This is a genomic window from Neobacillus sp. WH10, assembly GCF_030123405.1.
Taxonomy (GTDB): domain Bacteria; phylum Bacillota; class Bacilli; order Bacillales; family Cytobacillaceae; genus Neobacillus.
The window spans coordinates 125,920-151,221 of record NZ_CP126110.1 but is presented as its reverse complement, the minus strand read 5'-3'; the positions used below and the strand labels follow the sequence as shown (position 1 = coordinate 151,221).

Sequence of the window (25,302 nt, the reverse complement as noted above, 5' to 3'; positions counted from 1 at the left end):
TCACTCCTTTCGTTTACCTATGCGGCATTACTTACCTGTTTTACCTTCTTTACGACGAACAAATTCACCTTCGTAACGAATCCCTTTACCTTTGTAAGGCTCTGGAGGACGAACTCCGCGAATATTGGCAGCTAATGCACCAACACGTTCTTTATCAGTACCTTTAATAATAACCTTTGTATTAGATGGTACTTCGATTTCAAGGCCAGCTTCAGGTTCAACTTCAACTGGATGTGAGTAACCCACGTTTAATACAAGTTTGTTACCTTGCTTTTGCGCACGATATCCAACCCCGATTAACTCTAAGCCTCTTGTGAAGCCAGTGGAAACACCTTCAACCATGTTTGCGATCAATGCACGAGTTGTTCCGTGCAATGCGCGGTGTTCTTTTACGTCAGATGGACGTGTGATTGTTACAACGTTTTCTTCAACGTTAATTGTGATATCAGGATTAAAAGAACGAGTAAGTTCGCCTTTAGGTCCTTTAACAGTAACAGTATTATTGTTTAACGTAATTGTAACTCCTGCTGGAATTTCAATTGGTTTTTTCCCTACGCGAGACATTTAGTGCACCTCCATTCATTCAGAAACTCTATTACCAAACGTAAGCTAATACTTCTCCGCCGACTTGTTTTGCACGAGCTTCTTTATCTGTAATAACACCTTGTGATGTTGAAACTAATGCGATACCAAGACCGTTAAGAACGCGTGGTACCTCATTTGATTTAGCGTAAACTCGAAGTCCGGGCTTGCTTATGCGCTTAAGACCAGTAATAACGCGTTCGTTATTTGCACCGTACTTTAAGAAGATACGGATGATACCTTGTTTGTTGTCTTCGATAAATTCGACGTCACGTACGAAACCTTCGCGCTTGAGGATTTCAGCAATTTCTTTTTTCAAATTAGAAGCAGGCACTTCTAACTTTTCGTGACGCACCATGTTCGCATTACGAATGCGAGTAAGCATATCAGCAATTGGATCTGTCATGACCATTATTTTTACCTCCTTCCCAACTTCTAGTTTTACCAGCTAGCTTTTTTAACACCAGGAATTTGTCCTTTGTATGCTAATTCACGGAAACAAATACGGCAAAGCTTAAATTTACGGTATACAGAGTGTGGACGTCCGCAACGTTCGCAGCGTGTATACTCTTGTACTTTGAATTTAGGCGTGCGCTGTTGTTTCGCAATCATTGACTTTTTAGCCACGTTTTCGCCTCCCTTATTTAACGATTACTTTTGGAATGGCATTCCAAATTGAGTTAAAAGTTCACGAGATTCTTCATCAGTGTTTGCAGTCGTTACGATAACGATATCCATACCACGAACTTTGCTTACTTTATCGTAATCAATTTCAGGGAAGATTAATTGTTCTTTAATACCCAATGTATAGTTACCGCGACCATCGAATGCTTTTTTAGAAACACCACGGAAGTCACGAACACGAGGTAAAGAAACAGAAACTAATTTATCCAAGAATTCGTACATGCGCTCACCGCGAAGAGTAACCTTTGCACCGATTGGCATACCTTCACGTAGACGGAAGCCAGCGATAGATTTTTTCGCACGAGTTACAACAGGCTTTTGACCTGTAATCGTTGCAAGCTCTTCTACTGCATTATCAAGTGCCTTAGCATTCGCAACAGCGTCACCAACACCCATGTTTACAACAATTTTATCAAGTTTTGGAACTTGCATTACTGATTTATAGTTGAACTTGCTCATAAGAGCAGGAGTCACTTCTTTAACAAATTTGTCTTTTAGGCGGTTCACTTATGGTACCTCCCTTCTAAAATTTAAACTATTTATCTAAAACTTCACCGGATTTTGCTACGCGTACTTTTTTGCCATCAACCGTTTTGTAACCTACACGAGTCGGGTTACCTGATTTAGGATCGATAGGCATAACGTTTGATACATGAATTGGAGCCTCAAAGCTGATAATACCGCCTTGTGGATTCACTTGAGAAGGCTTAGCGTGTTTTTTCACGATGTTTACACCTTCTACTAGAACACGGCTATCTTTAGGATAAGAAGCTAGGATTACACCTGTTTTGCCTTTATCCTTACCAGAGATGACTCTTACTTTATCACCTTTTTTAACATGCATCTGATCGCACCTCCTTAAAGGCAATTGATTTTAAAATTATAATACTTCTGGAGCTAATGATACAATTTTCATAAAGTTGTTATCGCGAAGTTCACGGGCAACTGGACCGAAGATACGAGTTCCACGTGGGCTCTTATCATCCTTGATAATAACACATGCGTTTTCATCAAAACGAATGTAAGAACCATCAGGACGGCGTGCACCGGTCTTTGTACGAACAATAACTGCCTTAACAACGTCACCTTTTTTAACAACGCCACCAGGTGTTGCTTGTTTTACTGTACAAACGATCACATCACCAATATTAGCAGTTTTGCGACCAGAACCACCAAGAACTTTAATCGTAAGTACTTCACGAGCACCAGAGTTGTCAGCAACTTTTAAACGTGATTCTTGTTGAATCATGTGTGTAACCTCCCTTCGGAATGAAGCTTATCCGAACAATTAAATAATAACTGCTTTTTCTACTACTTCGACTAAACGGAAGCGTTTAGTAGCTGAAAGTGGGCGAGTTTCCATGATGCGTACAACATCGCCAATTTTTGCCTGGTTTTGCTCATCATGAGCTTTAAACTTTTTAGAGTACTTAACGCGTTTACCGTATAATGGATGCTTTTTATGTGTTTCGACAAGAACTGTAACGGTTTTATCCATTTTGTCAGAAACAACGCGTCCAGTGTAAACCTTGCGTTGGTTACGTTCACTCATTGTTGTGAACCTCCTCTCAATAATCACTTGTTAACGCTGATTTCTCTTTCACGAACAACTGTTTTCATGCGAGCAATCGATTTGCGTACTTCACGAATACGAGCTGTGTTTTCAAGTTGTCCTGTCGCCAATTGAAAGCGAAGGTTGAAAAGCTCTTCTTTTAGAGATTTTACTTTTTGTTCAATTTCAGCAGTGGTAAGGTCACGTAGTTCATTAGCTTTCACTTGATTCACCACCAATTTCTTCTCGTTTTACAAACTTACACTTTACAGGAAGTTTGTGCATTGCAAGTCGAAGTGCTTCACGTGCGATTTCTTCAGAAACGCCAGCAATTTCGAACATTACTTTTCCAGGTTTTACAACAGCTACCCAGCCTTCAGGTGCCCCTTTACCGGAACCCATCCGCACTTCTAATGGTTTAGCAGTGTAAGGCTTATGTGGGAAGATTTTAATCCAAACTTTACCGCCACGTTTCATGTAACGTGTCATGGCAATACGGGCAGCTTCAATTTGACGATTTGTGATCCAAGAAGCTTCAGTTGCTTGTAGGCCGTATTCACCGAAAGTTACTTCCGTGCCGCCTTTTGCGTTACCACGCATTTTACCACGGTGTTGACGGCGATATTTTACGCGTTTTGGCAATAACATGATTATTTGCCTCCTTCCGCATTTTTCTTCTTAGTAGGAAGGACTTCTCCCTTATAGATCCATACTTTTACGCCTAGCTTACCATAAGTAGTATCAGCTTCAGCTGTAGCATAGTCGATATCAGCGCGAAGAGTATGAAGTGGAACTGTTCCTTCGCTGTAATGTTCAGAACGAGCGATATCAGCGCCGCCAAGACGGCCAGATACCATTGTTTTGATACCTTTCGCACCTGCACGCATTGCACGTTGAATGACTTGCTTTTGGGCACGACGGAAAGATACACGGTTTTCTAATTGACGAGCAATATTTTCAGCAACTAGTTTCGCATCAAGATCAGCTCTCTTGATTTCAAGAATGTTGATGTGAACACGTTTGCCAGTTAATTGATTTAATGCCTTACGAAGTGCTTCGACTTCTGTTCCGCCTTTACCGATAACCATACCAGGCTTAGCAGTATGAACTGTAACATTCACACGGTTAGCAGCACGTTCGATTTCTACTTTAGAAACAGAAGCATCTTTTAAACGCTTCGTGATGTACTCACGAACTTTAAGGTCTTCGTGTAAAAGAGTAGCGAAGTCTTTACCTGCGTACCATTTAGATTCCCAATCACGGATGATTCCGATACGCAAACCGACTGGATTTACTTTTTGACCCACAGCTTATCCCTCCTTCTTTTCTGATAAAACGATTGTGATGTGGCTTGTGCGTTTGTTAATTTGGCTTGCACGGCCCATTGCGCGAGGACGGAAACGTTTTAAGGTTGGTCCTTCGTCAACGAATGCTTGTTCAACAACTAGATTATTTACGTCCATTTCATAGTTGTGCTCAGCATTTGCCATAGCTGACTTTAATACTTTTTCAACGATTGGAGAAGCAGCCTTAGGAGTGAGATTTAAAATCGCCACCGCTTCACCAACTTGCTTACCTCGGATTAAATCAACGACTAAACGTGCTTTACGAGGAGCAATACGAACTGTTCTTGCAACAGCTTTAGCTTGCATTTGGATGCCCTCCTCTCTTAACGTCTTGTTTTCTTGTCATCATTTCCATGCCCTTTGTAAGCACGTGTTGGAGCGAATTCTCCAAGCTTGTGTCCTACCATGTCTTCAGTAACATAAACAGGCACATGTTTGCGACCATCATAAACAGCGATTGTGTGGCCGATAAATTGTGGGAAGATCGTAGAACGGCGAGACCAAGTTTTAATAACTTGCTTACTCTCAGTTTCATTTAACTTTTCGACCTTAACCATTAAATGATCATCAACAAATGGTCCTTTTTTTAAGCTGCGACCCATGAAGGAACCTCCCTTCGTGACTGCTCTACGGTTCTATCTTTGAACCGTAGTTCAATCCCGTTATTTTTTACGACGACGTACGATAAACTTATCTGATTTGTTTTTCTTCTTACGAGTCTTGAATCCAAGAGTTGGTTTACCCCATGGAGACATAGGTGATTTACGTCCGATTGGTGAACGTCCTTCACCACCACCGTGTGGGTGATCGTTAGGGTTCATAACAGATCCACGAACAGTTGGGCGTTTGCCTAACCAACGAGAACGACCTGCTTTACCAATGTTAATAAGTTCGTGTTGTTCGTTACCTACTTGACCGATAGATGCGCGGCACTCAGCAAGAATCATACGAACTTCACCAGAAGTTAAACGTACTAATACGTATTTACCTTCTTTACCAAGTACTTGTGCAGATGTACCAGCAGAACGAACTAGCTGACCACCTTTACCTGGTTTTAATTCAATGTTGTGTACAACTGTACCAACAGGGATGTTTGCTAATGGTAGTGCGTTACCTACTTTAATATCAGCCTCAGGGCCTGACATTACTTCCATACCTACTTGTAGGTTTTTAGGAGCTAGGATATAACGCTTTTCTCCATCAACATAATTAATTAATGCAATATTTGCAGAACGATTTGGATCGTACTCGATAGTAGCAACGCGTCCTGGAATGCCATCTTTATTACGTTTAAAATCAATTAAACGATATTGACGCTTATGGCCGCCACCTTGATGACGAACAGTTAACTTACCTTGGTTATTACGGCCGCCTTTTCTCGTTAGCGGGGCTAAAAGAGATTTTTCTGGAGTGCTAGTTGTGATTTCTGCGAAATCAGAAGTAGTCATTCCGCGACGACCATTGGAGGTAGGTTTGTACTTTTTAATCGCCATTTTATTTCCCTCCTCTTCTTGATAGGTTCTTATGCTTCAAAGAATTCGATTTCTTTGCTGTCAGCAGTTAATTTTACAATTGCTTTACGACGTTTGTTTGTGTAACCGCCGAATTTACCCATACGTTTGAATTTACCTTTATAGTTCATGATGTTAACTTTTTCAACATCAACGCCGAAGATTTCTTGAACAGCATCTTTGACTTGTGTTTTGTTAGCTCTAACATCAACTTCGAACGTATATTTCTTTTCAGCCATTAGGTCAGTAGAACGCTCAGTGATAACGGGGCGCTTAATGATATCGCGTGCATCCATTATGCAAGCACCTCCTCTACTTTTTCAACCGCTGCTTTAGTCATGATTAATTTATCATGATTTACAACGTCCAATACGTTGATTCCATCAGCTGTTACAACTGTTACACCAGGAATGTTACGTGCAGATAATGCTACGTTTTCATCAAGGTCAGCAGTAACGATAAGTGCCTTTTTCTCTACAGAAAGGCCTCCTAATACTGATTTGAATTCTTTTGTTTTTGGTGCATCGAAAGCTAAACTTTCAAGTACCAAGATATTTTCTTCTAACACTTTAGAAGAAAGTGCTGATTTAATCGCTAAGCGACGAACTTTTTTCGGTAATTTATAGCTGTAGCTGCGTGGTGTTGGACCGAAAACTGTACCACCTCCGCGCCATTGTGGAGAACGAATTGACCCTTGACGTGCACGGCCAGTTCCTTTTTGACGCCATGGCTTACGACCACCGCCGCGTACTTCAGAACGAATTTTTGTTTTATGAGTTCCTTGACGTAAAGAAGCTCTTTGCATAATAATCGCTTCAAATAATACGTGCTGGTTAGGCTCAATACCAAAAACTGCTTCATTAAGTTCGATATCACCAACTTGTGAACCGTTTTGGTTTAATAATGCTACTTTAGGCATTCCTTTGTTCCTCCTTTCTTAAAAGGTAATTATGCTTTAACCGCACCTTTAATTTTTAGTAAAGCTTTTTTAGCGCCTGGTACGTTACCTTTGATTAAAAGTAAGTTGCGTTCTGTGTCAACCTTTACGATTTCAAGGTTTTGAACAGTCACTTGATCTCCACCCATGCGGCCTGGTAATAATTTACCTTTGAAAACACGGTTTGGAGCAACAGGTCCCATTGAACCAGGGCGACGATGATAACGTGAACCGTGAGCCATTGGGCCGCGTGATTGTCCGTGGCGTTTAATTGAGCCTTGGAAACCTTTACCCTTTGAGATTCCTGTTACATCTACGATATCGCCTGCAGCGAAAATATCTACTTTGACTTCTTGACCAACTTCATATGCTGCTAAGTCGTCCCCGCGGAATTCGCGAATGAAGCGCTTAGGAGCAGTATTTGCTTTCGCAACGTGACCCTTTTCAGGTTTGTTAGATAACTTTTCACGTTTATCTTCAAAACCAACTTGAACTGCAACGTATCCGTCACTATCAACTGATTTCTTTTGAAGAACAACGTTTGGAGCTACCTCAACTACTGTTACAGGGATTAAATTGCCGTTTTCTGCAAATACTTGAGTCATACCAATCTTTCTTCCTAAGATTCCTTTGGTCATGTAAGTCACACCTCCTGTTATTTTGTTTGTTTATTTTGATTAAAGTTTAATTTCGATATCAACACCAGATGGTAAATCTAAACGCATTAACGCATCTACTGTTTGTGGAGTTGGGTTAACGATGTCGATTAGACGCTTATGTGTCCGCATTTCGAATTGTTCACGGGAATCTTTGTACTTATGAACCGCACGAAGAATAGTGTAAACAGATTTTTCAGTTGGAAGCGGGATCGGACCAGACACTGCCGCACCTGAACGTTTAGCTGTTTCAACAATTTTTTCTGCAGATTGATCAAGGATTCTGTGATCATACGCTTTTAAACGGATACGAATTTTTTGTTTTGCCATTATTTTCCCTCCTTTATTCGCCTATTTTTAAAATAGACATTCTCAGTGAAAATTTCCCACACACTCGCCATGGCAAAGCGGCCGGGTGTGTCAGCAACCTTTCACATCATCGCAGTCAAAGACCAACATTGTCTATTATACATAAAACATAAACTAAACGCAATACCTATCTCGTTTTTCTTTTAGCCGATCCGAAAGTACACTTTCAAATCAGGCATTAGAGCAACTACGCCTTATGAACCGCCCTTTCGGCCTTGCCAATCGGCGAGTTTCCTTTATGTTTTTGTCATTCACACTTTTCCTATTATAGCGGCTGTTTTGCCTATTTTCAACACAAATAGAAATTAACCAGTAATATCCTAAACTCTTGCTCTTTTATCGACATATATAGTATAGAAGAAACTCGTTTCAATCCCTTTAACAAACAAAAAAAAGCAAGTGGATCGTCACCCACCTGCCTTTTTTATTTAAATATTATTCTTGGATTGTTGTAATAGAACCTGATCCAACTGTACGTCCGCCTTCACGAATTGAGAACTTAGTTCCTTCTTCGATCGCAACAGGAGCGATTAGCTCAACAGTCATTTCGATGTGGTCACCAGGCATAACCATTTCAGTACCTTCTGGTAAGTTACAAATACCAGTGATATCAGAAGTACGGAAATAGAATTGTGGACGGTAGTTTGTGAAGAATGGAGTATGACGTCCACCTTCTTCTTTAGATAAAACGTAAACTTGTGCTTTAAACTTTGTGTGTGGAGTGATTGACTTTGGTTTAGCCAATACTTGACCACGCTCGATATCTTCACGAGCTACACCACGAAGAAGGGCACCAATATTGTCACCTGCTTCAGCATAGTCAAGAAGCTTACGGAACATTTCTACACCTGTTACAGTAGTAGATTTTGGCTCTTCAGTGAAACCAACGATTTCAACTACGTCACCAACTTTAACAACACCACGCTCAACACGTCCTGTAGCAACTGTTCCACGGCCAGTGATTGAGAATACGTCCTCAACAGGCATCATGAAAGGTTTGTCAGTATCACGTTCTGGAGTTGGGATCCATTCGTCAACAGCAGCCATAAGCTCGTTGATTTTTTCTTCCCAAGATGCTTCGCCTTCTAATGCTTTAAGTGCAGAACCTTTGATAACTGGAGTGTCATCACCAGGGAAGTCGTATTCTGTTAATAGATCACGGATTTCCATTTCTACTAATTCAAGAAGTTCTTCGTCATCCACCATGTCACATTTGTTCATGAATACAACAAGGTATGGAACACCTACTTGACGAGAAAGAAGGATGTGCTCACGAGTTTGGGGCATTGGACCATCAGTTGCAGAAACAACAAGGATACCACCGTCCATTTGTGCAGCACCAGTGATCATGTTTTTAACATAGTCAGCGTGTCCTGGGCAGTCTACGTGTGCATAGTGACGGTTGTCAGTTTCATATTCAACGTGTGCAGTTGAGATTGTGATACCACGTTCTTTTTCTTCTGGCGCACCATCGATTTGATCATAACCGCGAGCTTCAGCTTTACCTTGCTTTGCAAGTACAGAAGTGATTGCTGCTGTTAAAGTAGTTTTACCATGGTCAACGTGTCCGATTGTACCAATGTTAACGTGTGGCTTTGAACGGTCGAATTTAGCTTTTGCCATTTGGAAAATCCTCCTTTGGATTATAAAAGTTTAAGTATATTCTTATAGAAACTGCGATCATGGTTGTCCATTTTTCACAGTTTCTATACTTACATAAGTAGTTATACTTTAAAGAGTGGTGAAAATCAATTATTCACCTTTATTTTTTTTGATGATTTCTTCAGAAATTGACTTCGGTACTTCTTCATAGTGATCAAAGTGCATAGAGAATACTCCGCGACCTTGTGTACTAGAACGAAGTGCTGTTGCATATCCAAACATTTCTGAAAGTGGAACCATTGAACGAACCACTTGAGCATTACCACGAGCGTCCATACCTTCAACACGGCCACGGCGTGCAGTGATTTGTCCCATGATATCACCAAGATAATCTTCTGGGATTACAACTTCCACTCTCATGACAGGTTCAAGGATAACCGGTTGACACTTAGAAGCAGCATTTTTAAGAGCCATGGAAGCGGCAATCTTAAACGCCATTTCTGAGGAGTCAACATCATGGTAAGATCCGTCGAACAATCTTGCTTTAATATCAACTAATGGATAACCAGCAAGAACTCCGCGTTCTAGGGCATCTTCTAGACCAGCTTGAACAGCAGGGATGTATTCACGAGGAACTACACCACCGACAATACCGTTTTCGAATTCGAAGCCTTTACCAGCTTCATTTGGAGCGAACTCGATCCAAACGTGTCCGTATTGTCCGCGTCCACCGGATTGACGTGCAAACTTACCTTCAACTTGTGCTGAACCTTTGAAAGTTTCACGATAAGCAACCTGTGGAGCACCTACATTAGCTTCAACCTTAAATTCACGACGCATACGGTCAACAATGATATCAAGGTGAAGCTCACCCATACCAGCGATAATTACTTGTCCAGTTTCCTGGTCAGTATGCGCACGGAATGTTGGGTCTTCTTCTTGAAGTTTTTGTAATGCAGTCGTCATTTTGTCTTGGTCTGCTTTTGATTTTGGTTCAACTGAAAGTTCAATTACTGGCTCAGGGAATTGCATTGACTCTAAGATTACAAGGTTTTTGTCATCACATAGAGTGTCACCAGTAGTTGTATCTTTCAGACCTACAGCAGCAGCAATGTCACCAGCAAAAACCTTAGAGATTTCTTGACGGCTGTTTGCGTGCATTTGTAGGATACGTCCGATACGTTCACGCTTGCCTTTTGTTGAGTTTTGGACATATGATCCAGACTCTAAAGTACCAGAATAAACGCGGAAGAACGTTAATTTTCCTACATAAGGGTCAGTCATAACTTTAAACGCAAGAGCAGAGAATGGCTCCTCGTCACTTGAGTGACGTTCAATCACTTCATCTTCAGCATCCACGGCATGACCTTTGATAGCAGGTACATCAAGTGGAGATGGAAGATAATCAATGACAGCATCTAACATTAACTGTACACCTTTGTTTTTGAAAGCTGATCCACAGATAACAGGATAGAATTCAACGTTAACAGTACCTTTACGAATCGCTGCTTTTAGCTCTTCTTTAGTGATTTCTTCACCGCCAAGGTATTTTTCCATTAATTCTTCGTCTAATTCTGCTACTGCTTCAACTAATTTCTCACGGTATTCTTCAGCGAGTTCACGGTGTTCTTCAGGAATCTCACGCACTTCAATATCAGTGCCTAAGTCGTTCCCGTAGAATACAGCATTCATTTCCACAAGGTCAATGATCGCTGAGAATTGATCTTCAGCACCGATTGGTAACTGAATTGGATGTGCATTCGCTTGCAAGCGGTCATGGATTGTTCCTACAGAATATAAGAAGTCAGCTCCAATTTTGTCCATCTTGTTTACGAATACAACACGTGGTACTCCATAGGTTGTTGCTTGACGCCAAACTGTTTCAGTTTGCGGCTCAACACCTGATTGTGCATCAAGTACAGCTACCGCACCATCTAGTACACGAAGGGAACGTTCAACTTCAACTGTGAAATCTACGTGTCCTGGTGTGTCGATGATGTTTACGCGGTGGCCTTTCCATGATGCAGTTGTTGCTGCGGAAGTGATTGTAATTCCGCGTTCTTGTTCCTGCTCCATCCAGTCCATCTGAGAAGCACCTTCATGTGTTTCACCGATTTTATGAATCTTACCAGTGTAATAAAGGACACGCTCAGTGGTCGTCGTTTTACCGGCATCGATGTGTGCCATGATGCCGATATTACGAGTGTTTTCTAAGGAGAACTCTCTTGCCATTGGGTCTTTCTCCTTCCTAGTATGAAAGTGTTTTTATATTGAAGGTTAAATTACCAACGATAGTGAGCAAACGCTTTGTTTGCTTCTGCCATTTTGTGTGTATCTTCACGCTTCTTAACAGATGCACCAGTGTTGTTAGCTGCATCCATGATTTCGTTAGCTAAGCGCTCTTCCATCGTTTTTTCACCGCGAAGACGTGAATAGTTAACTAACCAGCGAAGACCAAGTGTTGTACGACGGTCAGGACGCACCTCAACTGGAACTTGGTAGTTAGCACCACCGACACGGCGTGCTCTAACTTCTAGTACAGGCATGATGTTTTTCATTGCTGCATCGAATACTTCCATTGGCTCTTTGCCAGAACGTTCACGAATAGTATTAAATGCTGAGTAAAGAATTTCTTGTGATTTACCTCTTTTACCGTCAATCATCATTTTGTTGATTAGACGAGTAACTAATTTTGAATTATATAACGGATCTGGTAACACGTCTCTTTTTGCTACAGGACCTTTACGTGGCATGTATTTTCCTCCTTTCAAAGAAGCTTCTATTTAATGTGATTATTTTTTCGCTGCTTTTGGTCTCTTAGTACCATATTTAGAGCGTCCTTGCATACGGTTGTTTACACCAGCAGTATCTAGCGCTCCACGTACGATGTGATAACGTACCCCCGGTAAGTCTTTTACACGTCCTCCACGAATAAGAACAACACTGTGCTCTTGAAGGTTGTGGCCAATACCAGGAATGTATGCTGTCACCTCAATACCGTTTGTCAAACGTACACGAGCATATTTACGTAACGCTGAGTTCGGTTTCTTTGGAGTCATTGTACCAACACGAGTACATACTCCGCGTTTTTGTGGTGAAGATACATTTGTTTGTGATTTTTTGAAGCTGTTATAACCTTTATTTAGCGCAGGAGATTTTGACTTCTCTGTCACTGATTGACGTGGCTTGCGCACTAGTTGGTTAATAGTAGGCATGATTTGTTTCCTCCCTTCATTTTTTGTAAGCCCACACATCCAGGTGGTTCATTTTTTTGCAAAAACAAAGTTTTTGCAGACTACTCTATCTACAAAAACAGTTTTTAACGAATAATAGCAACAGCTGCCGCACCAACTTCAATTCCACATGCTTTGCCGAGTTTTTTCATCGATTCCACATATAGAACCGGAACATTTAACAAGAGTGCTTCATCAACAATTTTTGCCGTAACCTTTGGTTCAGCATCGTTTGCCACAATTAACTCTTGTACATTTCCTTCTCTAAGTGCTTTCACTGTTTGTTTTGTTCCTATAACAAACCTTTGTGCCTGTAATACTTTTTCATAAGACATATGATCATATCCTCCAAAGTATCAGGTAAATAGGAGCACCTTTGATATATTAACATCTTAAGAATTATATGTCAACAAGTGTTTTTTACTTTTTTATACAAACGTAAATACAATTCTGTCTTTAAAATGCGGTACTTGCCTTTTAGCAAGTACCGCACATTATTAGATTAGTCAATCGCAACGGTTTCTTCAGAAGTTGTATCGCGTAATACTGGCTCTGCTTTACGGTAGCGCTGCATACCAGTTCCAGCAGGAACAAGTTTACCAATGATTACATTTTCCTTTAAGCCGAGCAATTCATCACGTTTGCCTTTAATCGCTGCATCTGTAAGAACTCTTGTGGTTTCTTGGAATGATGCCGCAGACAAGAATGAATCTGTCTCAAGCGAAGCTTTTGTAATACCAAGTAAGACTGGACGTCCTGTTGCAGGCAATTTACCTTCAAGTAATGCTTTTTCATTCGCATCAGTAAACTGATGAATATCAAGAAGTGTACCTGGAAGTACATCCGTTTCACCTGCATCGCTGACACGAATTTTACGCATCATTTGACGAACCATTACCTCGACGTGCTTATCGCCAATTTCAACCCCTTGCATGCGGTAAACTTTTTGTACTTCACGCAATAGGTACTCTTGAACAGATGTAACGTCTTTTACTTTAATTAACTCCTTCGGATCAATCGAACCTTCCGTTAACTCCTGACCACGTTCAATATGGTCATTGAGTGCCACTTTCAAGCGAGCTGTATATGGAGCATTGTAGGTACGAGATTCAACCTCGCCTTGCACTACGATTTCATGCTGGCGGTCGCGGCCTTCATTAATTCCTACAACGACACCTTCTATTTCAGAAATAACGGCTTGACCTTTAGGATTACGTGCTTCAAAAATCTCTTGGATACGCGGTAAACCTTGGGTAATATCGTCTCCCGCAACACCGCCTGTATGGAACGTACGCATGGTTAACTGTGTTCCTGGCTCACCGATTGATTGTGCGGCGATAATACCAACTGCTTCACCCACTTCAACCTCTTGACCAGTTGCCAAGTTACGGCCATAACATTTCTTACATACGCCATGACGGGTATTACATGTAAACGCAGAGCGGATTTTAACTTCTTCAATGCCTGCTCCAACGATAATTTCTGCTAAATCCTCTGTAATTAAGCCATTTTCAGGAACAAGTACTTCATTTGTTTCAGGATGCTTGATGGCATTTCGGGTATAACGGCCGATTAGGCGTTCGTCCAATCCTTCGATGATCTCTGTACCATCTTTTAAAGCACGGATGGAGAAACCACGGTCTGTGCCACAATCATCTTCACGGATAATGACATCTTGGGCAACGTCAACAAGACGGCGTGTTAAATAACCAGAGTCAGCCGTTTTAAGGGCTGTATCAGCAAGACCTTTACGAGCACCATGAGTGGAAATAAAGTACTCTAATACTGTTAATCCTTCACGGAAACTTGATTTGATCGGTAATTCGATGATACGTCCAGCCGGGTTGGCCATCAAGCCGCGCATACCCGCAAGCTGCGTAAAGTTAGAGGCGTTACCCCGGGCACCGGAATCACTCATCATAAAGATTGGATTCGTTTTGTTCAAGGATTTCATCAATTTCCCTTGAATGGTGTCTTTAGCCGCGCTCCAGATGGCAATAACACGATCATAACGCTCATCTTCAGTAATCAAACCGCGTCTGAATTGCTTCATTACGTTATCTACTTTACCTTGGGCATCATGGAGAATTTGCTGCTTTTCCCCTAGTACGACGATGTCAGCCACACCAACAGTAATACCAGCCTTAGTGGAATGCTTAAATCCTAAGTCCTTCATGCGGTCAAGCATTTTAGACGTTTCGGTAATTTTGAAACGTTTGAATACTTCTGCAATGATATTTCCAAGGATTTTCTTTTTGAACGGATCAATTATTGGCATTTCTTTAATTCTTGCTTTAACGTCTTCACCTTTTTCAACAAAATACTTTGCAGGTGTTTCGACTTCTAAATTATTTCTAGTTGGTTCATTGATATATGGGAATGATTTAGGAAGAATCTCATTAAATATAAGTTTACCAACAGTTGTAATTAATAACTTATTGTTTTGTTCTTCTGTAAACGTTTCATTTCCTAAGGATCCTGCATGAACAGCAACACGTGTATGGTAGTGAACATACCCGTTTTGGTAAGCAAGGATGGCTTCACTTGTATCTTTAAAAATCATCCCTTCACCGATTGTACCTTCACGCTCTAGTGTCAAGTAATAGTTTCCTAATACCATGTCCTGAGATGGAGTAACAACTGGCTTACCATCTTTAGGGTTCAAGATATTTTGTGCTGCAAGCATTAAAAGACGAGCTTCCGCTTGTGCTTCAGATGAAAGCGGTACGTGAACAGCCATTTGGTCACCGTCAAAGTCCGCATTGTATGCTGTACATACAAGTGGATGGAGGCGAATTGCCCGGCCTTCGACAAGTGTTGGTTCAAATGCCTGAATTCCTAATCTATGCAATGTAGGGGCACGGTTTAATAAAACCGGATGCTCTCTGATTACATCTTCAAGTACGTCCCAAACATCTGGAGATACGCGTTCAATTTTTCGCTTAGCAGATTTAATATTGTGAGCTAACCCTTTTTCAACAAGCTCCTTCATCACAAACGGCTTGAATAGTTCCAAAGCCATTTCTTTCGGAAGGCCACACTGATACATTTTTAAGTTAGGACCTACAACGATAACGGAACGACCAGAATAGTCAACACGTTTACCAAGCAAGTTTTGACGGAAACGACCTTGTTTTCCTTTTAACATATGGGAAAGTGATTTTAACGGACGGTTACCAGGTCCAGTAACTGGACGGCCGCGGCGGCCGTTATCGATTAAAGCATCTACCGCTTCTTGAAGCATCCGTTTTTCGTTTTGAACGATAATACTTGGTGCACCAAGATCTAATAAACGCTTTAAGCGGTTATTACGGTTGATTACACGGCGATAAAGATCGTTTAAATCAGATGTTGCAAATCTTCCCCCATCCAATTGAACCATTGGACGTAGTTCAGGAGGAATAACTGGGAGCACGTCTAGAATCATCCAAGATGGCTCATTTCCTGAACCGCGGAATGCTTCTAACACTTCAAGGCGCTTAATCGCACGAGTGCGTCGTTGGCCTTGTGCTGTTTTTAATTCTTCTTTTAAGATGTCAACTTCTTTATTTAAATCAATATCGGAAAGAAGCTTTTTAATGGCTTCTGCACCCATGGAAGCTTGGAATTTGTTTCCGTACTTTTCACGGTAAGCACGATATTCTTTTTCAGATAAAAGCTGCTTCTTATCAAGGGCAGTATCACCTGATTCCGTCACTACATATGAAGCAAAGTAAATGACTTCCTCCAAAGCACGAGGGGACATATCTAAAACTAATCCCATTCGGCTAGGGATTCCCTTAAAGTACCAAATGTGTGAAACAGGTGCCGCAAGCTCAATATGACCCATTCGTTCACGACGAACCTTTGCACGTGTTACTTCAACGCCGCATCGGTCACAGACAACACCTTTGTAACGGACACGCTTGTATTTTCCGCAATGACATTCCCAATCCTTTGTTGGACCGAAAATTCGTTCACAGAATAAGCCATCCTTTTCAGGCTTTAAAGTACGATAGTTAATGGTTTCTGGCTTTTTCACTTCTCCGAATGACCATGAACGGATTTTATCCGGTGAAGCAAGACCAATTTTCATATACTCAAAATTATTAACGTCCAGCAAGGGGCCTACCTCCCTTTTTATCTCCAGGTTTTACCCTTAGTGCGTTGAAAAGCTCCAAGCGCACGAACTAACGTGCGCTAAAGCATAAAGATTGATTACTTATTCTTTTGAACCCACTTTTTCTGATTCAATGTTTTGTACTTCAGGGACAACGTTTAATGTGTCGACTTGCTGTAAGTCGTCTTCATCTTCCATATCGCGCATTTCAATTTCTTCTTCATCACCGGAAAGAATTTTTACATCCATACCAAGACTTTGAAGTTCTTTAATTAACACTTTGAATGACTCAGGAACACCTGGCTCAGGAACATTTTCACCTTTAACGATGGCTTCATATGTTTTTACACGACCAACAACGTCATCCGATTTAACTGTAAGAATTTCTTGTAGCGTGTATGCGGCACCGTATGCCTCAAGTGCCCAAACCTCCATCTCACCAAAACGCTGTCCGCCAAATTGGGCTTTACCGCCAAGTGGCTGCTGCGTAACAAGCGAGTAAGGTCCGGTTGAACGAGCATGGAGCTTATCATCAACCATGTGTGCAAGTTTAATCATATACATGACACCAACAGAGACACGGTTATCAAACGGCTCACCGGAACGGCCATCATAAAGGACAGTTTTCGCATCACGAGCCATACCGGCTTCTTCAATCGTGCCCCAAACATCTTCCTCAGTGGCCCCGTCAAATACCGGAGATGCCACGTGAATACCAAGGTAGCGGGCTGCCATCCCAAGATGAAGCTCTAACACCTGACCGATATTCATCCGCGATGGAACCCCTAGAGGATTTAACATGATATCAACAGGTGTACCATCTGGTAAATATGGCATATCTTCTTCAGGTAAAATCCGAGAGATAACCCCTTTATTACCGTGACGTCCTGCCATCTTATCCCCTTGATGGATTTTACGCTTTTGAACGATATATACACGAACAAGCTGGTTTACACCTGGTGGAAGTTCGTCGCCATCTTCACGATTAAAGACTTTGACATCATGAACAATACCACCGCCGCCATGCGGAACTCTAAGTGAAGTATCACGAACTTCACGAGCTTTTTCACCAAAAATAGCATGTAAGAGACGTTCTTCAGCCGTTAACTCTGTCACACCCTTAGGCGTTACTTTACCAACGAGGAGATCTCCGTCTTTTACTTCAGCACCAGTACGGATAATACCGCGCTCATCCAAATTACGAAGGGCATCTTCCCCAACGTTTGGAATATCACGAGTTATTTCTTCTGGCCCTAGTTTGGTATCACGAGATTCAGACTCATATTCCTCGATATGAATCGATGTATAAACATCGTCTTTAACTAGACGTTCACTCATAATGATGGCATCTTCATAGTTATAGCCATCCCATGTCATAAAGGCAACAAGAACATTCCGTCCAAGAGCTAATTCACCTAACTCCATTGATGGACCATCAGCAAGAATTTCACCTTTTTTTACACGATTGCCGACAGCAACGATTGGACGTTGGTTATAGCAAGTACCTTGGTTAGAGCGGATAAATTTTAAAAGTCGATATTTTTTAAGATCGCCTTTTACCTCTTGTCCATCTACTTCTTTTGTTTGACGAACCCAAACTTCACGAGCTTCTACGTGCTCGACAATACCATCTTGCTTACAAATAACCGCTGCACCGGAGTCTTTACCAGATACGTATTCCATACCTGTACCAACTCTTGGCGCTTCAGGCTGCATTAGAGGTACTGCCTGACGCTGCATGTTTGCACCCATCAAAGCACGGTTCGAGTCATCATTTTCAAGGAATGGAATACATGCTGTCGCTGCAGAAACAACCTGCTTCGGCGATACGTCCATGTAATCAATTCGTTCACGTTTTACTACCGTGTTTTCACCACGGAAACGAGCAACGACTTCATCATCAAGGAAGGCACCATCATCTCCTAAACGGGAATTCGCCTGCGCTACCACATAGTTATCTTCCTCGTCAGCTGTTAAGTAATCAATACGGCTTGTTACTTTTCCAGTATCCGGATCAACACGGCGGTATGGTGTTTCAATAAAGCCGAATCGGTTTACCTTTGCGTACGATGATAGTGAGTTAATCAGACCAATGTTTGGTCCTTCCGGTGTTTCAATCGGACACATACGGCCATAGTGGGAGTAGTGAACGTCACGCACTTCCATACCGGCACGTTCACGTGTCAAACCGCCAGGTCCGAGTGCAGAAAGACGACGCTTATGAGTTAATTCTGCAAGTGGATTGGTTTGATCCATGAACTGTGATAATTGTGAGCTTCCAAAGAACTCTTTGATCGAAGCAATAACCGGACGAATATTAATTAATTGCTGCGGTGTAATCGTTGCTGTATCTTGAATCGACATTCTTTCACGAACAACACGCTCCATCCGGGATAACCCGATACGGAATTGATTCTGCAGCAGTTCACCTACAGAACGAAGACGTCTGTTACCTAGATGGTCGATATCATCTGTATCGCCTACTCCATGTAGTAAATTAAAGAAGTAGCTAATTGATGCAATTATATCTGACGAAGTAATATTTTTAATTGGTTCTGCCACATAAGCATTACCTAAAACATTAATAACTTTTTCATTTTCATCGCCAGGAGCATAGATTTTAATGCCTTGAAGGATTACTTCTTCCTCAACTACGCCACCAACAGGGTTAAAGCTTTTGAAATTAATATTCTTTTCAAGAGCCGGTAAAATTCTGTCAAGGTTTCTCCTATCAAGGATTGTTCCTTTTTCAGCAATAATTTCACCTGTTTCTGGATCGGCAAGCGACTCCGCTAAGCGTTGATTAAATAGGCGGTTTTTAATATGAAGCTTTTTATTGATCTTATAGCGGCCTACATTGGCTAAATCATAGCGCTTTGGATCAAAGAAACGTGACACTAATAAGCTCTTTGCGTTATCAACGGTTGGCGGTTCACCCGGACGAAGACGCTCATATATTTCTAAAAGCGCTTTGTCGACACCTTCCGTGTTATCCTTTTCAAGCGTATTACGGATATACTCGTTATCCCCGATCAAATCAATGATTTCTTGATCAGAGCCGAAGCCAAGTGCACGCAAAAGAACCGTAACGGGCAGTTTCCGAGTACGATCTATTCTCACATATACGACATCTTTGGCATCTGTTTCATATTCAAGCCAAGCGCCGCGGTTCGGAATTACAGTCGCTGTAAAGCCCTTCTTGCCATTTTTATCAAGTTTTCCGCTAAAGTAAACGCTCGGTGAACGAACTAACTGTGAAACAATTACGCGTTCTGCCCCATTGATGACAAACGTACCTGTTTCCGTCATAAGTGGAAAATCACCCATGAACACATCTTGATCTTTTACTTCGCCTGTTTCTTTGTTTACAAGACGTACTTTCACACGCAATGGAGCAGAATATGTAACGTCCCGTTCTTTTGATTCTTCAACAGAATACTTTGGATCGCCAAGGCTGTAATCAATAAATTCTAGTGATAGGTTACCAGTAAAGTCTTCAATCGGTGAAATATCCTGAAACATTTCACGCAATCCCTCATCAAGAAACCATTGATATGAAGAGGTTTGGATTTCAATAAGATTTGGTAATTCTAAAACTTCACTGATTCGTGCGTAACTTCTTCGTTGGCGGTGTCGTCCATACTGAACTAGTTGACCTGTCAACTGATTCACCCCTCAAATCAAGCGTTATTTAATAAATCTATTTACGTCTATCAGGAGAACCTATGGTCCACCCTATTAGACAAAAAGAAAAAGGGTTTTTTACTCAAAAACCACATTTTCACATTTCGACTATTATTTTGTCATCATTTCCCTCTAATTCCGTTTTTATACTAAAAAAACAAGTATTTTAAGGAATAATTCGGAAATTATTATGATGGCATTTTATAATGCTACCACAATGACATATTCGAGTCAACTATTTTATCCCGCTTTAACGGGCAGCAAGACTTTTTTTAGTAGTTTCACTTAATCGCCTTAAAGATAAAATAGCCTTTTGATTTGTTAATAGTCTCAACATCGGAAAATAGTGCCATTAATTTTTCTAATGCAGATGGTGCTCCTTGTTTCTTTTGAATCACTACCCAAAGCTCACCATTTGGAACAAGATGTTCGAAGCTTTGTTCAAAAATATCATGAACCGTCTTTTTACCCGCCCTAATCGGTGGATTTGTTAAAACGGCAGCGAAGTTATTTCCTTTAACAGATAACAACCGGTCACTTTCATAGATGTCAACATTCTCAATCCGGTTTAGAGAGGCATTTTCCTTCGCTAACTGGATCGCTCGTTCATTAACATCAACCATGTGAACCGTACGACCGCGGTTGTCTTTAGCAATTGTTAAACCAATCGGGCCATAGCCGCAGCCAACATCTAGCACAAGCCCTTCCGCCGCTGGCATCTCAAAAGACTCAATTAGTAAACGTGAGCCAAAATCTACTTCTCTTTTTGAAAAAACACCGTTATCGGTTTTAAAGCGAAAAGGATAATTTCTTAATGTGTAATCCCAATATTTCGGATCACTTTCAACCTTTTGGGTTCGAGTATAGTAGTGTTCGGACATTAGACTCACCTCCGGAGAGTAGATAATTGAAGATATTCGAGGACATTATGCACGCCTTATAGATAAGCCAAAAAAAGCCCGCTTAAACAGCGAGCTTTTTTATAGAAAAATTACTTAACTTCAACGTTAGCTCCAACTTCATCAAGCTTAGCTTTGATTGCTTCAGCTTCTTCTTTAGAAACGCCTTCTTTAAGTGGTTTTGGAGTGTTGTCAACAAGGTCTTTTGCTTCTTTAAGTCCAAGACCAGTGATTTCACGAACAACTTTGATAACCTTGATTTTTTGGTCTCCAGCGCCAGCTAGGATTACATCAAATTCAGTTTTTTCTTCAACAGCAGCAGCACCAGCTCCGCCTACCATTGCTACAGGAGCAGCAGCAGTTACGCCGAATTCTTCTTCGATTGCTTTTACAAGATCGTTTAGTTCTAAAACAGTCATACTTTTAACTGCTTCAATGATTTGTTCTTTAGTCATGATTAATTTCCTCCTTAGTTTTCATTACATTTATTGGTTACGCTTCAGATTAACTTACGCGCCTTGTTCTTCTTTTTGATCTGCCACTGCTTTTGCAGCAAGAGCAAGATTGCGAATTGGAGCTTGTAGTACGCTGAGTAGCATAGAAAGCAAGCCTTCGCGTGATGGTAGGTCTGCAAGAGCTTTGATCTCTTCTGCTGTTGCGACATTACCTTCGATTACACCTGCTTTAAGTTCAAGTGCCTCATGTTTTTTCGCAAAGTCATTTAAGATTTTAGCTGGTGCGACTACATCTTCAGTACTGAACGCGATTGCGTTAGGACCAGTTAATGCTTCATTTAAGCCAGCAAGTTCAGCTGCTTCAGCTGCACGGCGAGTCATCGTGTTTTTGTAAACCTTGAACTCAACGCCAGCTTCGCGAAGTTGTTTACGTAGTTCAGTCACTTCAGAAACTGAAAGACCACGGTAATCAACAACAACAGTTGATACGCTATTCTTTAATTTATCAGTAATTTCTTCAACGATGTGTTTTTTTACTTCGATTGCACTGCTCATCTTTACACCTCCTGTAGATTATCTACATTTATACCCGGCATGTAAAAGCCTCCATATCAAGAGACATGGAGGCGGCATTCAACAACTGAAACGGATCAGCTGAATCTATTCGCTACACCTCGGCAGGAAATTATGCCTTACGGCACCTGCTGTCTACAGTACAAATGTTTTTTTATTTCAAACAACAAAACATATTATATAAAAAACTATGTTCGTTTGTCAATTGGTAAAAATTACTTAACTGCAACAGATGAAGGATCTACCTTAACACCAGGTCCCATTGTTGAAGCAACAGTAACGTTCTTCATGTAAGTACCTTTTGCTGCAGATGGCTTTACTTTCAACATAGTTTCAAAAACAGTTGTAAAGTTTTCAACAAGCTTTTCGTTTTCGAAAGATGCTTTACCGATTGGTACATGGATATTTCCAGCTTTATCAACGCGGTATTCAACTTTACCTGCTTTAATTTCATTAATAGCTTTTGTTACGTCAAAAGTAACAGTACCAGTTTTAGGGTTCGGCATTAAGCCTTTAGGTCCTAATACACGACCAAGTTTACCAACTTCACCCATCATGTCAGGAGTTGCTACGATTACATCAAATTCAAACCAACCTTGTTGAATTTTGTTGATGTATTCTGAGTCACCTACATAATCAGCGCCAGCTGCTTCTGCTTCTTTCACTTTCTCACCCTTCGCGAATACTAAAACGCGTTGAGTTTTACCAGTTCCGTTTGGAAGTACAACCGCACCACGGATTTGTTGGTCAGCTTTCTTAGGGTCAACACCTAAACGGAAAGCTACTTCAAGAGTCGCATCAAATTTTGTGTAATTTGTTTTCTTTGCAAGCTCAATTGCTTCTGCAATTGGGTATGCTTTTAAGCGATCTACAAGCTTTACAGCTTCTAAATACTTTTTACCTTTTTTAGCCATTTTTATTTCCTCCTAGATTGTGGTTTTAGCGAATTACTCTCCCACGAAAAAGGTTGCGAGTGAACAATCAGCTACGCAACCCCTTCATTACAACAATAAACTTTACACGGATTAGTCTTCGATAACGATACCCATGCTGCGTGCAGTACCTTCAACCATGCGCATTGCTGCTTCAACGCTAGCTGCGTTAAGGTCAGGCATTTTTTGTTCCGCAATCTCGCGTACTTTATCACGCTTTACTGTTGCTACTTTATTACGGTTAGGTTCACCTGAACCCGACTGAATTCCAGCTGCTACTTTTAAAAGAACGGCAGCAGGAGGAGTTTTCGTAATAAATGTAAATGAACGGTCTTCAAATACCGTGATTTCAACAGGAATGATTAATCCAGCTTGATCTGCTGTACGAGCGTTAAATTCTTTACAGAATCCCATGATATTAACACCGGCTTGACCTAGTGCAGGACCAACTGGCGGCGCTGGGTTTGCTTTACCAGCAGGAATTTGTAATTTAACGACTTTAATTACTTTTTTAGCCACGAGACACACCTCCTTAAAGTCCGTGATGTGGTAATTGGGATCACTTAGGAACCCTCCCACTCAGGCATCTGTCTTTATATTAAAATCATAAAGAACTTAACAATAGTCTTGTCTCACATTGGAGACATACTGACCTATGAAATATTAACATTTTTTAAAAATGATTTCAAGTTTTTTTACAATATAAGATTATTTTTATTTGAACTTTGATAATTATCTAGCTCCATCGCCTAGTGGCAATACGTCGCTAACCGGGCGCTTCCGCTTTTTCTTTTTAAGATTAAAATTTTTTGTACTTTGAGAATTGTCCAGCTCCTGCGCCCAGCGACTAGTGGCCATCCCACTCCTCCCTACGATAAGTCAACATCGAATCGCCATCGCTTTTCGTGTTTCCTTTATCTCAGTCGGAGTGGGCCCCTGGCCATACGTCGCTAACCGGGCGCTTCCGCTTTTCTATTTAAAGTTTTTCAATTTGTGTAAACTCTAGTTCCACCGGGGTATCTCGGCCAAACATATTGACTAAAACTTTAAGCTTTGATTTGTCCTTGTCCATCTCTTCAACAGACCCAGTGAAATTCGCAAATGGGCCTTCTTTTACGCGGACTGTCTCACCAATTTCATAGTCTACATCGACTCGTTTTTCCTCTACGCCCATGCGCTTCAGTAACACAACTACCTCTTCCGGCAATAACGGAGTCGGCTTTGAACCTGATCCAGCAGAGCCAACGAATCCAGTTACACCAGGTGTATTCCGCACGACATACCATGAATCATCTGTCATTACAAGTTCAACTAATACATAGCCAGGGAAAACTTTTCGTTTTACGATCTTTTTCTTACCATTTTTGATTTCTGTTTCTTCTTCTTCAGGAACAACGACACGGAAGATTTTATCCGCCATACCCATTGATTCCACCCGTTTTTCTAAATTTGCCTTTACTTTATTTTCATAACCTGAGTAAGTATGAACTACATACCAATTCTTTTCCATTTAAGAGGACTATATGTCCGTCCCTCCCTATACACTGTTTGTTTATTAAACTTTTATAACCGTCTAGCTCCATAAGAATAAGCTTCGGAAGCGATACCTCACACGAAGGAAAAGCGTTAGCTTTTTCGAGTAGCACCCAGCGGCGCAAAGGAAGCTTCCGCTTTTGCAAAACAAATTAAAAAACCCGTCAAAACGGGCTTTTAGCTAAAATTTCCTTTATTGACTACCATTATACCATGAATGCTGGCTTATTATTCAAGAATTAAACGAATCAATTTTGAAATTCCTAAATCCAGAACAGCAAAGAACACTCCAAAAAAAACAACAGTTGATAAAACAGTAACGGTAGATCGAATTAGTTCACCGCGTTTTGGCCAGCTAACTTTCCTCATTTCACGGACAATATCACTGAAGAACTTCGTTATACGCTTCATATTTCGTAACCCCCAACTATCTTAAGTAGCAATGCTCATATCATTAATCGTTATTTTGTTTCCCGGTGGATGGTATGGGTTGCGCAAGTTTTACAGAATTTCTTTAATTCTAATCGTTCTGTTTGCTCCTGCTTGCTGACTGTCGAATAATTCCGCGAGCCGCAATCAACACAAGCAAGTATGACTTTTTTGCTCATATTCGACACCTTCTACCATTGTTCTTATAAAATTAAAGTATCCGCCA

The 25,302-nt window shown here is 41.1% G+C and carries 33 protein-coding genes and 1 other annotated feature; all 33 genes read right to left on the bottom strand.

From position 1 onward, the window contains the following. Nucleotides 1–27 precede the first annotated feature (27 nt). The 33 genes from rplF to rpmG all read right to left on the bottom strand — a co-directional run bounded on the left by rplF (nucleotide 28) and on the right by rpmG (nucleotide 25,255). Complete coding sequence (gene rplF / locus QNH20_RS00785) at nucleotides 28–564, bottom strand: 50S ribosomal protein L6 (protein WP_283921072.1); 537 nt, start codon at nucleotides 562–564, stop codon at nucleotides 28–30. A 31-nt stretch (nucleotides 565–595) separates the two neighbouring features. Beyond that, a complete protein-coding gene (rpsH, locus tag QNH20_RS00780; RefSeq protein WP_283921071.1) occupies nucleotides 596–994 on the bottom strand; it encodes a 30S ribosomal protein S8 in 399 nt (132 codons plus the stop codon). Between the two features lie 29 nt (nucleotides 995–1,023). Next, entirely contained in the window at nucleotides 1,024–1,209 is a 186-nt protein-coding gene (gene rpsN, locus QNH20_RS00775) for a 30S ribosomal protein S14 (RefSeq protein WP_007085277.1), read from the bottom strand. 24 nt (nucleotides 1,210–1,233) lie between these two features. Then, nucleotides 1,234–1,773 (bottom strand): 50S ribosomal protein L5, encoded by a 540-nt coding sequence (rplE, locus tag QNH20_RS00770; protein WP_283921070.1) that lies wholly within the window; start codon nucleotides 1,771–1,773, stop codon nucleotides 1,234–1,236. 28 nt (nucleotides 1,774–1,801) lie between these two features. Next, a complete protein-coding gene (gene rplX, locus QNH20_RS00765; RefSeq protein ID WP_283921069.1) occupies nucleotides 1,802–2,110 on the bottom strand; it encodes a 50S ribosomal protein L24 in 309 nt (102 codons plus the stop codon). Nucleotides 2,111–2,146: 36 nt separating this feature from the next. Next, nucleotides 2,147–2,515, bottom strand: coding sequence for a 50S ribosomal protein L14 (gene rplN, locus QNH20_RS00760; RefSeq protein ID WP_007085280.1), 369 nt, complete (start codon nucleotides 2,513–2,515; stop codon nucleotides 2,147–2,149). Between the two features lie 39 nt (nucleotides 2,516–2,554). Next, nucleotides 2,555–2,818, bottom strand: coding sequence for a 30S ribosomal protein S17 (rpsQ, locus tag QNH20_RS00755; RefSeq protein ID WP_066207109.1), 264 nt, complete (start codon nucleotides 2,816–2,818; stop codon nucleotides 2,555–2,557). A gap of 23 nt (nucleotides 2,819–2,841) precedes the next feature. After that, nucleotides 2,842–3,042 (bottom strand): 50S ribosomal protein L29, encoded by a 201-nt coding sequence (rpmC, locus tag QNH20_RS00750; RefSeq protein ID WP_040203247.1) that lies wholly within the window; start codon nucleotides 3,040–3,042, stop codon nucleotides 2,842–2,844. Beyond that, a complete protein-coding gene (gene rplP, locus QNH20_RS00745) occupies nucleotides 3,032–3,466 on the bottom strand; it encodes a 50S ribosomal protein L16 (protein WP_283921068.1) in 435 nt (144 codons plus the stop codon). Before rplP ends, rpmC begins: the two co-directional genes overlap by 11 nt. Before the next feature lie 2 nt (nucleotides 3,467–3,468). Then, entirely contained in the window at nucleotides 3,469–4,125 is a 657-nt protein-coding gene (rpsC, locus tag QNH20_RS00740) for a 30S ribosomal protein S3 (RefSeq protein WP_283921067.1), read from the bottom strand. A 3-nt stretch (nucleotides 4,126–4,128) separates the two neighbouring features. Beyond that, a complete protein-coding gene (gene rplV / locus QNH20_RS00735) occupies nucleotides 4,129–4,470 on the bottom strand; it encodes a 50S ribosomal protein L22 (RefSeq protein WP_024027902.1) in 342 nt (113 codons plus the stop codon). Between the two features lie 17 nt (nucleotides 4,471–4,487). Beyond that, the gene (gene rpsS / locus QNH20_RS00730; protein ID WP_026565526.1) at nucleotides 4,488–4,766 is read right to left on the bottom strand and encodes a 30S ribosomal protein S19; all 279 of its coding nucleotides are present in this window, start codon (nucleotides 4,764–4,766) and stop codon (nucleotides 4,488–4,490) included. 60 nt (nucleotides 4,767–4,826) lie between these two features. Continuing rightward, nucleotides 4,827–5,657, bottom strand: a complete 831-nt coding sequence (gene rplB, locus QNH20_RS00725) for a 50S ribosomal protein L2 (RefSeq protein WP_283921066.1) — start codon at nucleotides 5,655–5,657, stop codon at nucleotides 4,827–4,829. Nucleotides 5,658–5,686: 29 nt separating this feature from the next. Continuing rightward, nucleotides 5,687–5,971, bottom strand: coding sequence for a 50S ribosomal protein L23 (gene rplW / locus QNH20_RS00720; RefSeq protein WP_283921065.1), 285 nt, complete (start codon nucleotides 5,969–5,971; stop codon nucleotides 5,687–5,689). Further along, nucleotides 5,971–6,594 carry a 50S ribosomal protein L4 gene (rplD, locus tag QNH20_RS00715; protein WP_283921064.1) on the bottom strand — a complete coding sequence of 208 codons (624 nt, stop codon included), beginning with the start codon at nucleotides 6,592–6,594 and terminating at the stop codon, nucleotides 5,971–5,973. Before rplD ends, rplW begins: the two co-directional genes overlap by 1 nt. Nucleotides 6,595–6,623: 29 nt before the next feature. Next, nucleotides 6,624–7,250 (bottom strand): 50S ribosomal protein L3, encoded by a 627-nt coding sequence (gene rplC, locus QNH20_RS00710; RefSeq protein ID WP_283921063.1) that lies wholly within the window; start codon nucleotides 7,248–7,250, stop codon nucleotides 6,624–6,626. 39 nt (nucleotides 7,251–7,289) lie between these two features. Then, complete coding sequence (rpsJ, locus tag QNH20_RS00705; protein ID WP_007085291.1) at nucleotides 7,290–7,598, bottom strand: 30S ribosomal protein S10; 309 nt, start codon at nucleotides 7,596–7,598, stop codon at nucleotides 7,290–7,292. 474 nt (nucleotides 7,599–8,072) lie between these two features. Continuing rightward, nucleotides 8,073–9,260 carry an elongation factor Tu gene (tuf, locus tag QNH20_RS00700; RefSeq protein ID WP_283921062.1) on the bottom strand — a complete coding sequence of 396 codons (1,188 nt, stop codon included), beginning with the start codon at nucleotides 9,258–9,260 and terminating at the stop codon, nucleotides 8,073–8,075. 129 nt (nucleotides 9,261–9,389) lie between these two features. After that, nucleotides 9,390–11,471 carry an elongation factor G gene (gene fusA, locus QNH20_RS00695; RefSeq protein WP_283921061.1) on the bottom strand — a complete coding sequence of 694 codons (2,082 nt, stop codon included), beginning with the start codon at nucleotides 11,469–11,471 and terminating at the stop codon, nucleotides 9,390–9,392. 50 nt (nucleotides 11,472–11,521) lie between these two features. Continuing rightward, a complete protein-coding gene (rpsG, locus tag QNH20_RS00690; protein ID WP_283921060.1) occupies nucleotides 11,522–11,992 on the bottom strand; it encodes a 30S ribosomal protein S7 in 471 nt (156 codons plus the stop codon). Between the two features lie 39 nt (nucleotides 11,993–12,031). Then, nucleotides 12,032–12,454 carry a 30S ribosomal protein S12 gene (gene rpsL, locus QNH20_RS00685; protein WP_191275966.1) on the bottom strand — a complete coding sequence of 141 codons (423 nt, stop codon included), beginning with the start codon at nucleotides 12,452–12,454 and terminating at the stop codon, nucleotides 12,032–12,034. 104 nt (nucleotides 12,455–12,558) lie between these two features. Further along, complete coding sequence (locus QNH20_RS00680) at nucleotides 12,559–12,807, bottom strand: 50S ribosomal protein L7ae-like protein (protein ID WP_283921059.1); 249 nt, start codon at nucleotides 12,805–12,807, stop codon at nucleotides 12,559–12,561. Between the two features lie 167 nt (nucleotides 12,808–12,974). After that, nucleotides 12,975–16,574, bottom strand: a complete 3,600-nt coding sequence (gene rpoC / locus QNH20_RS00675) for a DNA-directed RNA polymerase subunit beta' (RefSeq protein ID WP_283921058.1) — start codon at nucleotides 16,572–16,574, stop codon at nucleotides 12,975–12,977. Nucleotides 16,575–16,673: 99 nt separating this feature from the next. Next, entirely contained in the window at nucleotides 16,674–20,234 is a 3,561-nt protein-coding gene (gene rpoB / locus QNH20_RS00670) for a DNA-directed RNA polymerase subunit beta (protein WP_283921057.1), read from the bottom strand. Between the two features lie 302 nt (nucleotides 20,235–20,536). Then, nucleotides 20,537–21,136 carry a class I SAM-dependent methyltransferase gene (locus QNH20_RS00665; protein ID WP_283921056.1) on the bottom strand — a complete coding sequence of 200 codons (600 nt, stop codon included), beginning with the start codon at nucleotides 21,134–21,136 and terminating at the stop codon, nucleotides 20,537–20,539. Between the two features lie 110 nt (nucleotides 21,137–21,246). Further along, on the bottom strand, nucleotides 21,247–21,609 hold the full coding sequence (rplL, locus tag QNH20_RS00660) for a 50S ribosomal protein L7/L12 (protein WP_283921055.1): 363 nt from the start codon (nucleotides 21,607–21,609) through the stop codon (nucleotides 21,247–21,249). A 54-nt stretch (nucleotides 21,610–21,663) separates the two neighbouring features. Continuing rightward, nucleotides 21,664–22,164 carry a 50S ribosomal protein L10 gene (rplJ, locus tag QNH20_RS00655; RefSeq protein ID WP_283921054.1) on the bottom strand — a complete coding sequence of 167 codons (501 nt, stop codon included), beginning with the start codon at nucleotides 22,162–22,164 and terminating at the stop codon, nucleotides 21,664–21,666. A gap of 33 nt (nucleotides 22,165–22,197) precedes the next feature. Beyond that, nucleotides 22,198–22,341: a sequence feature (ribosomal protein L10 leader region), on the bottom strand. A gap of 56 nt (nucleotides 22,342–22,397) precedes the next feature. Beyond that, nucleotides 22,398–23,096 (bottom strand): 50S ribosomal protein L1, encoded by a 699-nt coding sequence (gene rplA / locus QNH20_RS00650; RefSeq protein WP_283921053.1) that lies wholly within the window; start codon nucleotides 23,094–23,096, stop codon nucleotides 22,398–22,400. Nucleotides 23,097–23,207: 111 nt separating this feature from the next. Beyond that, nucleotides 23,208–23,633 (bottom strand): 50S ribosomal protein L11, encoded by a 426-nt coding sequence (gene rplK, locus QNH20_RS00645; protein ID WP_141561102.1) that lies wholly within the window; start codon nucleotides 23,631–23,633, stop codon nucleotides 23,208–23,210. Between the two features lie 213 nt (nucleotides 23,634–23,846). After that, the gene (locus QNH20_RS00640; protein ID WP_283921052.1) at nucleotides 23,847–23,972 is read right to left on the bottom strand and encodes a hypothetical protein; all 126 of its coding nucleotides are present in this window, start codon (nucleotides 23,970–23,972) and stop codon (nucleotides 23,847–23,849) included. A gap of 118 nt (nucleotides 23,973–24,090) precedes the next feature. After that, on the bottom strand, nucleotides 24,091–24,624 hold the full coding sequence (gene nusG / locus QNH20_RS00635; protein ID WP_283921051.1) for a transcription termination/antitermination protein NusG: 534 nt from the start codon (nucleotides 24,622–24,624) through the stop codon (nucleotides 24,091–24,093). A 251-nt stretch (nucleotides 24,625–24,875) separates the two neighbouring features. Then, nucleotides 24,876–25,058 (bottom strand): preprotein translocase subunit SecE, encoded by a 183-nt coding sequence (gene secE / locus QNH20_RS00630; RefSeq protein WP_283921050.1) that lies wholly within the window; start codon nucleotides 25,056–25,058, stop codon nucleotides 24,876–24,878. A gap of 50 nt (nucleotides 25,059–25,108) precedes the next feature. Continuing rightward, nucleotides 25,109–25,255 carry a 50S ribosomal protein L33 gene (gene rpmG / locus QNH20_RS00625; protein WP_283921049.1) on the bottom strand — a complete coding sequence of 49 codons (147 nt, stop codon included), beginning with the start codon at nucleotides 25,253–25,255 and terminating at the stop codon, nucleotides 25,109–25,111. Nucleotides 25,256–25,302 lie beyond the last annotated feature (47 nt).